This window comes from Mycobacterium sp. GA-1285, assembly GCF_001499905.1.
Lineage (GTDB): Bacteria > Actinomycetota > Actinomycetes > Mycobacteriales > Mycobacteriaceae > Mycobacterium.
In genome coordinates this window covers 1-11,919 of the sequence record NZ_LQIS01000055.1, presented here as the reverse complement: position 1 = coordinate 11,919, position 11,919 = coordinate 1, and the positions used below count along the sequence as shown (strand labels likewise).

The 11,919-nt window shown below is 66.5% G+C and carries 11 protein-coding genes and 1 pseudogene; 7 read left to right on the top strand and 5 right to left on the bottom strand.

Going from position 1 to position 11,919, the window contains the following annotated elements; genetic code table 11:
* The first annotated feature begins 1 nt into the window (after position 1).
* Together AU193_RS21705 and AU193_RS21700 are read left to right on the top strand one after the other, a co-directional pair.
* The gene (locus tag AU193_RS21705; protein ID WP_064424455.1) at positions 2-1,210 is read left to right on the top strand and encodes a DUF1214 domain-containing protein; all 1,209 of its coding nucleotides are present in this window, start codon (positions 2-4) and stop codon (positions 1,208-1,210) included.
* 82 nt (positions 1,211-1,292) lie between these two features.
* Positions 1,293-2,654 carry an amidase family protein gene (locus AU193_RS21700; RefSeq protein ID WP_064424454.1) on the top strand — a complete coding sequence of 454 codons (1,362 nt, stop codon included), beginning with the start codon at positions 1,293-1,295 and terminating at the stop codon, positions 2,652-2,654.
* 30 nt (positions 2,655-2,684) lie between these two features.
* On the opposite strand, the gene AU193_RS21695 is transcribed toward AU193_RS21700, so the two are convergent.
* From AU193_RS21695 to AU193_RS21675, 5 genes are read right to left on the bottom strand one after another with little or no spacing between them, the layout of a single operon-like run.
* The gene (locus AU193_RS21695; RefSeq protein WP_064424453.1) at positions 2,685-3,158 is read right to left on the bottom strand and encodes a hypothetical protein; all 474 of its coding nucleotides are present in this window, start codon (positions 3,156-3,158) and stop codon (positions 2,685-2,687) included.
* A gap of 32 nt (positions 3,159-3,190) precedes the next feature.
* A complete protein-coding gene (locus AU193_RS21690) occupies positions 3,191-4,558 on the bottom strand; it encodes a cytochrome P450 (RefSeq protein ID WP_064424452.1) in 1,368 nt (455 codons plus the stop codon).
* A 40-nt stretch (positions 4,559-4,598) separates the two neighbouring features.
* Positions 4,599-4,790, bottom strand: a complete 192-nt coding sequence (locus tag AU193_RS21685; RefSeq protein WP_064424451.1) for a ferredoxin — start codon at positions 4,788-4,790, stop codon at positions 4,599-4,601.
* Between the two features lie 17 nt (positions 4,791-4,807).
* Positions 4,808-5,668 (bottom strand): mycofactocin-coupled SDR family oxidoreductase, encoded by an 861-nt coding sequence (locus AU193_RS21680; protein WP_064424450.1) that lies wholly within the window; start codon positions 5,666-5,668, stop codon positions 4,808-4,810.
* Between the two features lie 30 nt (positions 5,669-5,698).
* A complete protein-coding gene (locus AU193_RS21675; protein ID WP_064424449.1) occupies positions 5,699-6,397 on the bottom strand; it encodes an SDR family NAD(P)-dependent oxidoreductase in 699 nt (232 codons plus the stop codon).
* Between the two features lie 333 nt (positions 6,398-6,730).
* Between AU193_RS21675 and AU193_RS21670 the strand changes: the two genes are divergently transcribed.
* From AU193_RS21670 to AU193_RS23700, 5 genes and pseudogenes are all read left to right on the top strand, one after another.
* Positions 6,731-8,224 carry an aldehyde dehydrogenase family protein gene (locus AU193_RS21670; protein ID WP_064424610.1) on the top strand — a complete coding sequence of 498 codons (1,494 nt, stop codon included), beginning with the start codon at positions 6,731-6,733 and terminating at the stop codon, positions 8,222-8,224.
* Complete coding sequence (locus AU193_RS21665) at positions 8,224-9,432, top strand: CaiB/BaiF CoA-transferase family protein (RefSeq protein ID WP_064424448.1); 1,209 nt, start codon at positions 8,224-8,226, stop codon at positions 9,430-9,432. Before AU193_RS21670 ends, AU193_RS21665 begins: the two co-directional genes overlap by 1 nt.
* Before the next feature lie 16 nt (positions 9,433-9,448).
* Entirely contained in the window at positions 9,449-10,624 is a 1,176-nt protein-coding gene (locus AU193_RS21660) for an OB-fold domain-containing protein (RefSeq protein ID WP_064424447.1), read from the top strand.
* Entirely contained in the window at positions 10,621-11,790 is a 1,170-nt protein-coding gene (locus tag AU193_RS21655) for a thiolase (RefSeq protein ID WP_064424446.1), read from the top strand. Before AU193_RS21660 ends, AU193_RS21655 begins: the two co-directional genes overlap by 4 nt.
* Positions 11,777-11,919: pseudogene (locus AU193_RS23700) on the top strand (ABC transporter permease); the annotation flags it as partial. The gene AU193_RS21655 and the pseudogene AU193_RS23700, both read left to right, overlap by 14 nt.

Sequence of the window (11,919 nt, the reverse complement as noted above, 5' to 3'; positions counted from 1 at the left end):
AATGGCGTTCGGAGACGGTCCGGATGATGCCGCGCTGAAATCGGCATGGGACGGGTTCTGCGATCGGCTGAAGCAGGCGGGGGAGCGGGTCTTCAAGGACCACAATGGCGCCACGGGAATCCACCGGGCGGACGGCTTCCGCTTCCTCACCCAGAATCTCGGGCAGGCGTTCGACCTTGCGCTCGAGACCCGCAACACCCGGTACCCCGAGATCCACACCTTCTGCCACCCGACCAGGAAGCTCGGCGGAGACTGTGCGGACTTCCTGTACCAGCAGGCGTGGATCGACGGGACCTCGGTGTACCGGATCGTCGGCGAGCGTGGCACCGCTTCCTTTCTCAATATCACGGTGCAGGGGCCCCGCCCCGACGGTCGCGGCGTTCTGCACGAACCGTTCGGAGATGCGCCGGAAGCGAGTTTGACTGGCGCGCAACTGAAGACAGAGGACGACGGCGGTTTCGAGATCTACATCGGTGGTCCGCAACGGGGACCGAACTGGCTGCCCACGACACCCGGGTCACGCAAGCTGTTCATTCGCCAAGGCTTCGACCGCTGGGAGGAGCGACCCGCCCGGATGCGCATCGAGCGCGTCGACATGGCCGCTCCCAGGCCGGTGCCCACGCCGGCGGACATGGTCACCGCCATGGAATGGGCGGGTGACTTCCTCAGCGGGATGATGAGCGACTGGCCCGAGTATTCGTTCACGCGCGGCGGTGTCGACGCCGAGCACCCCAACCGGTTCCCGGAGATGACGCCGACCGGTGCCGACGCAAGACGCGGTCGCGCGGCGACGAACATGCATTGGCGGCTGGCGCCCGACGAGGCGCTGATCGTCGAGTTCGACGCCCACGACGGGCTGTGGATGCTGACCAACATGGGGCCGTTCTTCACCAGCATGGATTATCTCTACCGCCCGGTGAGTTACACGCCGAGCCGCACGGCGGTCGATCCGGACGGCGTGGTGCGCCTCGTGCTGTCACACGACGACCCCGGCTACCACAACTGGCTGGCCACCCAGGGTTTCGAGCGAGGCAACCTCACCTACCGGCACATGCTCGCCGGGGAACCCGCAACCCTGCACACCCGGTTGGTCAACCGGGCCGAACTCGCCGACGCGCTGCCTCCCGATACCGCGACCGTGACGCCAGCCCAACGCACCGCGCAGATGTGGGAACGGTTCCGCGGCGTACGGCGGCGCTACAGCGGATGAAAAGCCTTCCTGCGCCGCTAGCCGTCTCGACAGGCCGACGATCAGGGGCATCATGCGTCTGTCGCGGAGGAAAGGACCAATCATGGACGACGTCGCGTTGTGGCCGGCCCATCGGCTGGCGGAAGGGATCCGCCGTCGAGACTTCTGCAGTCGCGAGCTGCTCGACCTCTATCTGGACCGCATCGCACGGCTGAACCCGGCGCTGAACGCCGTTGTGACCCTTGATGTGGACGGCGCGCGACGCGCGGCGGACGCCGCGGATGCGGCCGCGGCCCGTGACGAGGCGGTCGGCCCGCTGCACGGAATTCCCATGACCGTCAAGGACTCGTTCGAGACCGCGGGCATCCGCACAACGTGTGGCGTCCCGGCGTGGGATCGGGTGCCGGAACGTGACGCCGACGCGGTGGGCAGGCTCCGCGATGCCGGCGCAATTGTCTTCGGGAAAACCAATGTTCCCGCGATGGTCGCTGACTGGCAGACCGTCAATCCCATCTTCGGCGTCACCAACAACCCGTGGGATACAACGCGATCGAGCGGCGGTTCATCAGGGGGTGCGGCCGTCGCGCTCGCCGCAGGGCTGACCGCTCTCGAACTCGGCAGTGACATCGCCGGATCGATTCGGCTGCCATCAAACTGGTGTGGGGTGTGCGGGCACAAGCCGAGCTGGGGACTCGTCCCGCAGCGGGGCCATCTACCACCGGAGCCGGGCGCGCTGGCGGCGGCCGACCTCGCGGTGATCGGGCCGCTGGCACGCGATGTCGCCGATCTGGGACTGGCGCTGGACATCCTGGCGGGCCCGTCCGTGGCTGATGCGACCGGCTGGCGCCTTCAGTTGCCACCGCCGCGCGCATCGACGTTGGGCCGGTTGCGCATCGCCGCCTGGCTCGACGATCCGGCGTATCCCGTTGAGGGCGACGTCGCGGCGGTACTCGAGTCCGCGGTGGCGGCGTTGGCCGACGCCGGCGCCAACCTGGTCGACGCGGCGCCGCCGGTGAGCCTGCCCGAAGTGGTCAGGCTGCACATGGAACTGCTCTACCCCCTGATGGACCCGTCGTCAACGCTGCATCACCGGGACTGGCTGGTGGCCGACGAGCGACGGCAGCAGATGCGAGCGCAGATGTGGAACTACTTTCGCCAGGTCGACGCGTTGATCATGCCGGTGGCCATGGTGCCCGCCATACCCCACGACCACCTCGAGCCCATGGCGGACCGGGCTCTGGTGGTGGCCAGCGGAAGCCGTCCGTATTTGGACCTTTTCGGCTGGGTCGGGTTGCCGACCGTTGCCTACCTACCGGCAACAGCGGTACCGGTCGGACGCACCGCTGAAGGACTGCCCGTCGGTCTTCAGGTGGTCGGACCTTACCTGGAGGACCGCACGACGCTGGCGGTCGCCCGCGGGATCGAACGGGTGCTGGGCGGCTTCGTTCCGCCGCCGGGCGCGTGATTCAGGAGCCCGACGAATCCGCCCAAGGAACTACAGCCGCTGCAGCTTGAACGTCCAGAACTGCATACCCGGTGGGCCGTTGAAACAGCCGACGTTGTAATGAGACTCGATGGTGCCAACCAGTGAGATCTCATCCCACGAGTAGGTTTCCCGAGTCGGGAGTCGTTGGCCTGGACAGATCAAGCCGTCAGGGACGTCGACGGTCATGGTGTACCGACCGTTGACCAGGCGCGCCTCTCCATCGTAGTACGCGTAGAACTTCAACCGCGGACCTGCGCTGACTTTCACGCAGTCCGGCTCCTTGTTCGGCCAGCAGTTGGTGACGTACCAGAACCACGACGCTTGTGTGTAGCGGTTGGTCTGCAGATCGTAGTTGCCCAGCGGCATCATGGCCTGGGCCTGCTGTGGAGCGACGATGCTCGCGGCGACCATGAGCGCAGCCGCTGCGACGAAGATCCTCAACCGGGTCACCGATTTCCTCCCATGTCCCCGCCCGCTGCCCATCAAAGCACCTTCGCACCCGTGGCGAGCGCGGTTCAGGTAATGACGGCCGCTTCCTTCCGTTCCGTGATCGGCCGGGCCAGTTCCTGCTCATTGCAGATGCGCTGAAGCTTCTCCAACGTCTCGTCGAGCCCCGGCCCCAATGGCTTGCCGGGAGTGAAGGTGGCGGGGAGGTTACGCATGCCCTGGATCACCCCGATGGTGTCGTAGTGAACGGTGCCCTCGGGGTCGCACAAATAATCCGGCATGCGGTCCAACACGGCGGTCAGCATCGACTTGAACACCGTGCGGGCCACGTTGGAGCCCACACAGCGGTGCACCCCGATACCGAAACTGAAGTGCCGGTTGCCCTTACGGTCCAGGATCACCTCGTTCGGCTTCTCGAACACCGAGGGATCGCGGTTGGCCATCGCCCACGACAGCCACAGTCGCTCGAACTTCTTGAACTGCTGACCTTCGACCTCGACGTCTTCGGCGAATGTCCGGCCGTCGCCGGGCGCAGGCGTGAAGAACCGCAGAAACTCCTCCGTGGCGGGGTGCAACAAGGTGTCGCGCTCGCGGCTGAGGCGCTCGCGCTCGTCGGGGTGTTCCCCGAGCCACTCAAGGGCATGCGCGGTCAGTGCCGTGGTGGTGTCGAACCCGCCGCCGATGATCAGCCCCAGGTTGCCGAGGATCTCCATGTCCGGCGCAGGTTCCCCATCGATCCGCAACTGCAGCAGCGCATTCACCAGTCCGGGCCGCGGGTTCTCCCGGATCTCCATCATGTTGTTGATGAGGTCGATCCCCATCTCGCGGTGCTGTTCGTTGATCTTCTCCCGCTCGGGGGCGTGTTCGGGCGTGTACACCGAGGCGTGGGTCGGCTCGCTGTAGACGTTCCACTTCTTGAGGTCGATGCCCATCATCGCCAGCGTGAACACCGCGGGCACGACGTTGGCGAGGTGCTCGACGAAGTCGATCCGGCCCGACTCGATGTGCTCATCGAGTGCCGCGCGGGTGATCTCGTCGACGAACGGTTCCCAGCGTTTGATGGCCGCCGGCGACAGATACGGGTTCAGCGCACCGCGGTATGCGCTGTGTTCGGGCTCGTCCATTTCCAGGATCCCACCGCGAACCACGGTGGCACGACTGGCTTTCGGGATCGTGATGCCCTGGAACGGTGTCTCGCCCGTGATGTCGTGATGATTCGACACCGCGGGGCAGCGGGCGAGCTCGAATACCTCCTTGCTGCCCGCCGCCACCCAGTGCCCGTTGTAGGTGTCGGTCCACGCCAATGGACACCGGGAGTGCATCTCTTCGGTGATCTTCTCGAACTGCAGGCGGTATTCCGGCGTGTGCCGGTCGAAATGGTATCTGTTCTTCTTGCGGTCGTCGTCGGTCGCGACATCGCTGCCGTCGATGGTCACGGCGTGTCTCCTATTGGTTCCTTGGCGGTCGGCAACACCGTCATTCGATGACGATCGCCTGCTCCGGACATGAATGCGCGGCCTCCCTCACCAGGTCCTCCTGATCGGGCGGCACCACTTCGTGCACCGCCGACGCATGGCCGTCGACATCATCGAGCTCGAACGAGTCGGGGGCGATCATCGCGCACAGGGTGTGGCCCTGGCAGCGCGTCCCGTCAACCCAAACCTTCACTGTCGCAACCCCTCCGCTCAGTTGTGGTAGTCGTACCACTTCAAGTAGCCGCCGGCGTCGACCCGCAGCTGCGCGCCGGTGACGAAGCGGGCCTCGTCGGAGGCGAGCCAGAGCACCGCGTTGCTGATGTCCACCGGCTCGACCCACGGCACCTTCATGGCCTGCTGGACGTAGAAGACCGGTTCGGCATCCTTGAGTTCGGGCTTCTCGAGGTCCGGCCGGAACGAGCGGTACATCGGCTCGCTCTGCAGCATGTTGGTGTTGCAGTTGGTGGGATGCACGACGTTGGCCCGGATTCCGCGGGGCGCGAGCTCGGTGGCCAGGTCGTGGACGTAAGCCGACAGCGCGCGCTTGGAGTGCACGTAGGCCATGCCCCCGGGGTCGTTGCCCGGGTCGTTCTTCTGGTGAGTGTCCATCAGCGCCGCGGTGGAACCGGTCGCGATGATCGACGCGCCTTCCTTGAGGTGCAGCAGCGACACCTGGATTGCGTTGATGGTCCCGATCAGGTTGGTGTTGATGACGTCGATCCACGCCTGCAGGGGCGGTTGGCCTTTCATCCCCGCGACACCGGCCTGGGCGACGACGATGTCGAGCCCACCGAGCTGGGCGATGCCGTCCTCGAGTGCCGCCTTCAGCTGGGAGGCTTCACGCACGTCGGCCTTGGCGGTGACCACGCGCTGGCCGGTCTTCTCGATGAAGGCCGCGGTCTCCTCGAGATCCTCCGGTGTGGCCATCGGATAGCCGATGGTGTCGATGTTCTCGCAGAGGTCGACCGCGATGATGTCGGCGCCCTCCTCAGCCAGCCGGAGCGCATGGCTGCGCCCCTGCCCGCGCGCCGCTCCGGTGACGAATGCGACCTTTCCCTGTACGCGTCCCACTGAGGATCCTTTCCCTATTACTTGTAGCCGCTATGTGTTTCGGCCGCCGTTGACGCCCAGAATCTGTCCGGTGATGTATCCGGCCTCGTCGGAGACCAGGAATGCGCAGGCGGCCGCGATGTCTTCGGGCTTGCCGATGCGGCGCACGGGTGTCGAGTCGATGTTCTGTTGCACCACCAGGTAGCCGCGCTCCTCGGACTTGCGAAGCATCGGGGTGTCGATGAAGCCGGGCGGTACGGCGTTGACGGTGATGCCGGAGGGCCCGTACTCCAACGCGAGCGACTTGGTGAGCCCATTGACCGCGGACTTGGCGGCCACATACGGGGCCATGTAGGGCTGACCGGAATGGGTGCTGGACGACGAGATGTTCACGATGCGGCCCCAGCCGGCGTCGATCATGTCGGGCAGGACCGCCTGGACGCAGTGGAACACGCCGTTGAGGTTGACGTCGATCACGCGTTGCCAGTCCTCGAACTTCAGATCCGTGAACCGCTTGAACTTCTCCAGCCCGGCGGCGTTCACCAGCACCGTGACGGGCCCGAGTTGGGCGCGGATGGCGTCGAGCGCCTGCTCGACCTGAGCCCGGTCGGTCACGTCTGCGGTGAAGGCGAAGTCGGCGTCCGACGGATTGACGTCGATGGTCGCGACGTGCATGCCGTCGGCGCGCAGACGTTGCGCGACGGCCAGCCCGATCCCCGAACCGCCTCCGGTCACGACGGCGTTCTTCATGCCTCCGCCTGGGCGTCTGTCATTTCGCTCTCCCCCTGCCCTTCGGGCGGGCGGTACCCCCACGCGTGTGCGACGTCATCAAGAATCGTCCTTTCGATTATGAGAACCGTACTCTCGGCTCTTGCGACTCCGCAAGACACGAGGCGCTGGTGATACGCACCGGTGAGACGTTCGACCGATGATTGTCGCACCGCAATCCGCAGGCAGCGGCGATACCGATCATTCTCTTGAGTTCTCTCTGTGCGAATGTATGATTCGCCGGTGATGAGAATGGAGTTTCCATCACACTGCGAGAACCCCACGTGAGAACCCCAGCACTTTCTGAGGAGGATGATGCAGGAAGCGACCCTCGTCTCGAGTGAGGAACGTGCCGCCGGAACCGTCGGCGTCGACCGCCGGCTGCTGATCGGCGGACAGCTGCTCGAGACCTCCCGGACGTTTCCTTCGATCAACCCCGCCACCGGCCAAGTGCTCGGGCAGGCACCGGATGCCACCGTCGCCGACGTCGGAGCGGCCGTCGCCGCCGCGCGTCGAGCCTTTGACGAAACCGACTGGTCGACCAACACCGAACTGCGCATCCGGTGCCTCGAGCAGTTCCACCGGGCGCTCGTCGAGCACCGTGACGAACTCGCCGCGCTGACGATCGCCGAAGTCGGCGCGACCGAAGCGCTGTGCCAGGGTGCGCAGCTGGACCAGCCGATCGAGATCGTGCGGTACTACGCCGAGCTGTTGAAGACGTATCCGATGACCGAGGATCTCGGGAACATCGAAAGCCGCGGTTTGCAGCATCACCGATGGGTGGAGAAGGAAGCCGCAGGCGTGGTGGCCGCGATCATCGCCTACAACTACCCCAATCAGCTCGCACTCGCGAAGCTGGCACCGGCGCTGGCGGCCGGCTGCACCGTGGTTCTGAAATCCGCTCCGGATACCCCGTTGATCACGCTCGCGCTCGGTGAGCTGATCGCCAACCACACCGACATTCCCGCCGGTGTGGTCAACGTGCTCAGCGGCGCCGATCCCGAGGTGGGCGCCGCGCTGACCAGCAGCCCGGACGTCGACATGGTGACGTTCACCGGGTCGACCCCGACCGGGCGCCGGATCATGGCTGCCGCGAGCGAGACTCTGAAGAAGGTCTTCCTCGAGCTGGGCGGCAAATCGGCGGCGATCGTGCTCGACGACGCCGACTTCACCATGGCCGCATTGTTCAGCGCCTTCAGCATGGTCACCCACGCCGGTCAGGGCTGCGCGCTGACGTCGCGGCTGCTGGTGCCGCGCACACACCACGACGAGATCGTCGAGCTGGTCAAGAACAACTTCGGACTGGTCCGCTACGGCGATCCGGCCGAACCAGGCACCTACATGGGACCACTGATCAGCGAGAAGCAGCGCGAAAAGGTCGACGGCATGGTCAAGCGGGCGGTCGAGTCCGGGGCCAAGCTGGTGACTGGCGGCGAGAAGGTCGACCCGGGCTACTTCTATACGCCGACGCTGCTGACCGACGTCGACCCCGACAGCGAGATCGCCCAGGAGGAGGTGTTCGGGCCGGTACTCGTGGTCATCGCTTACGAGGACGACGACGATGCGGTCCGGATCGCCAACAACTCCATCTACGGCCTGTCCGGCGCCGTGTTCGGCAGCGAGGACCGCGCGCTCGCGGTCGCCCGTCGCATCCGCACGGGAACGTTCTCCATCAACGGCGGCAACTACTTCAGCCCCGACAGTCCTTTCGGTGGATACAAGCAGTCCGGCATCGGCCGAGAGATGGGCAGGGCCGGCCTCGACGAGTTTCTCGAGTCCAAGACGTTCGCGACGGTGGTGACCGGCTGATGAGTGGACCGTTGGACGGCATTCGCGTCCTGGAAGTCGCGATGTACGGGTTCGTCCCGTCGGCAGGTGCGGTGCTGCGGGAGTGGGGCGCCGACGTGGTCAAGGTCGAACACGCGGTGACCGGTGATCCGCAACGGGGGCTGCGGCAGACCGGCCTGCTGCGCGTGGAGGGCGATCCCAATCCCAACATCGAGCACGCCAACCGTGGCAAGCGCAGCATCGGGCTCGACATGTCGGTGCCCGAAGGCAAAGAGGTGCTGCTTGAACTGGCCCGGCGGGCGGACGTCTTCCTGACCAGTTTCCTTCCGGGGCACCGGCAGCGGTTCGGCATCGACGTCGACGACATCCGGGCGGTGAATCCGACCATCATCTACGCCAGGGGCAGCGCACTCGGGCCGCGTGGCGAGGAATCCGTCAAGGGCGGGTACGACATGACCGCGTTCTGGTGCCGCGCGGGTACCGCGGCCACCATCACGCCGCCCGGCACGCCGGGCATGGTTGGTCCGCCGGGACCCGCCTACGGCGACACGATCTCGGGCACGAACCTCGCGGGCGGTATCGCCGCGGCCCTGCTCAAGCGCGAACGCACCGGCGAGCCTTCGGTCGTCGACGTGTCCCTACTGGGCAGCGGGCTCTGGTCGCTCGGGCACACGGTCGCGCTGACCAATCACCTCGGCCAGCGCATGGAGGCCTTCCCGCCCGGTGTGCACGGCTCACCGATCAACCCGCTCGTGGGGCTGTACCCGACCGCCGACGACCGCTACATCTCGTTCGTGATGATGCAGCCCACGAAGTTCTGGGCAGACGTCTGCAAGCACATGGGCCTCGACGATCTCGCCGATGACCCGCGCTTCGCGACAGCGGAGTCGATCGCCGAAAACACCGAGGCGGCAGCGGAGATCCTGAAGGAGACGATGTCGAAGCGACCGCTCGCGGAGTGGAGCGAGCGGTTCGCGACGCTGCTGGGCCCGTGGGCCCCGGTGCAGGACACGCTGCAGGCCGCCGAGGACGCCCAGATCCGCGCCAACGACTATCTGGTGCGGGCCGGTGAGCTCGAACTGGTTGCCAACCCGGTTCAGTTCGATGTCAGCGCTCCCCAGACCGGACCCGCACCGGCATTCGCCCAGCAAACTGACGAGATCTTGCTGGAACTCGGCTTGGACTGGGACCGCATCATCGAGCTGAAGACGGCCGGCGCCGTCACCTAGACCCGAGAGCCCGCCCATGCCCTACGTCGCCTCGATCGGCACTTACCTGCCGTGCTGGGGTACGCCGCTACATCGCGAGCCGGGTGACGACGAGGACGCCGTAACCCTCGCCGTCGAGGCGGGACGGGCGGCACTGATCGCCAGCGGGGCCGTCGAACGGGTGGTGCTGGTCAGCCGTGACCTGCCGCTGCTCGACAGCAGCAATGCGGCGGTGTTGCTCGCCGGACTCGGGTTGGACCCCGAGCTCGAGGTCGACGAGCGCCTCGGTGGTGCGCCGGCGACGCTCGACGCGTGCAGCTCGGCGCGGCCGCGGACCTTGATCATCGGAACCGACCTCAATCCGGCCGGAGCGGCCGCGATACTCACCGCCGAACGGGGACTGCAGGTGCGTACCGCGGCCCGCGTGGCGCGCAGCCTTCCCGTGCGCACCCGCAAGGCAACCGGTGGCGTACACGACTACGGCGACCCCCGCCTCCTACACGAGCGTGGGCTCATCGCCTCACTGGAGGCGGCCTGGCTGGACACCCCCGCCGCGGTCGCCGGTGTGGACCATTCGTGGGCGGCCGAGCTGACGATCGGGGACCCGCCCCCGCTGCCCACCACCGGCGCGAGCGCCGGCTTGTTCGCGCTGGCCGGTATGGCCGAAGGCAATTCGACCGGTCCGCTCGTCGCCGTCGAACAGGCGAGTCTGTCCGGGATCACGGTCACAGGCGGGGTCGCGGAGTTGCACCGGCGCGAGCCAACCGCGCGTCCACAACCCGCGGGCACTATCGCCGGTGACGCCCAGATCCCGATCTCACTCGCCGCCTACGAGCGCGCGTTCGAGGCCAAGGTGCGCTGGGAGGCCGGACGCCACCCCGACTCCGATGGACTCGATTTCCCGCCGCGCTACCGGGTGGCCGACGATGCCACCCTGTCGACGCGTTACGAGCTGGTTCCGTTGCCGCGCACCGGAACCGTCTACACGGAGACGACGGTGCACATGCCGGTACCCGGCCTGCGGACGCCGTACTCCCTGGCGATCGTCGAACTCGACGGAGTCGGCGTGCGGGCGTTGGTCAAGGTGACCGGGGCTGAACCGGGGTCGGTGGACATCGGTACTCGCGGTCGCCTGGCGCTGCGCCGCGTCGCAGTGCGCTCCGGTGTCCCCGACTACGGCTACATGTTCGAGCCGGAACCGGTGGCGGCATGAGGCGCGTAGCAGTCGTCGGCGCCGGTATGACCGCGTTCGGCGAGCATTTCGCGCTCGGACTCAAGGACCTTCTGCCGATGGCTTTCGCCGAGTGCGCGGCCAGCGTCGACAAGGGGCTGAAGACGTCGGACCTCGAGGCCGCCTGGTTCGGTGCCATGGGTACCGCCGATGGTTTCCCGGCGGGCATCCTGGCCGACTCGCTCGGTCTTCCCGACCTGCCGGTGACGCGTGTCGAAAACTCCTGCGCGACAGGCAACGACGCGATCCGCAACGCGCTGTTCGGTGTCGCTTCCGGAGCATTCGACGTCGCGCTGGTGATGGGCGCCGACAAGCTGCGGGACACCACGTCGCGGGACATGCTGTGGGAGTGGGAGGCGATGGCCCGCGACATGGCCTGGGACTACCCGCTCGGAGTGGTCTCGCCCGCCGGATTCGCGTTGCACGTCCGGCGCTATCTGCATGAGACGCAGGCGACTCCGGAGCACCTCGCCATGATCGCGGTGAAGAACCACCGGCACGGTGTGAGCAACCCCAAGGCACGGTTGCGATTCGAGATCACCGTGGAACAGGCGATGCAAGCGCCGATCGTCGTCACCCCGTTTCGGCTGTACGACTGCGCGCCGCAAAGCGACGGTGCGGCCGCTCTGATCCTCGCCGCGGAAGACGTCGTCGACCGATTCACAAATCGCCCGGTATGGATTCGCGGAGTCGGACTCGGCCTCGACTCCGTGATGCACCAACACAAGGCCGATATGACCACGATGCCGGCGACGGTGCGCGCCGCCAAGCAGGCTTTTGAGATGGCCAGTCTTGTTCCTGGCGAAGTTCATGTGGCGGAAGTTCACGATTTCTTCACGGGCATCGAGCTGATCAGCTATGAAGATCTGGGATTCGCCGAGAGGTACGGGGGCCACAAACTCGTCGAAGCCGAAGTTACGACGATCGGCGGGGGGTTGCCCGTGAACCCGAGTGGGGGGCTGAAGGCCAAAGGCCATCCGCCCGGCGCGACCGGTGTCGCGCAGTGTGTCGAGCTCTTCGCACAACTCCGCGGCGAAGCCACCAACCAGGTTGACGGCGCGCGGATCGGCCTTGCCCATAACATTGGCGGGCCCACCGCGGTGGCGGCGGTGACCATCCTGGAGGGAGACGGCAGTGGCGCAAGCTAGTGGGCCAGAGCGGTGGTCTGCGGGTCTGCCGCCGTTGCGGAATTTGGCGGGCCCGATGCAGGCGGTCGGGGCGTTGTTTGCGATGTCTGCTGATGCGGTGCGGTTTGTGTTTCGGCGGCCGTTTCAGTG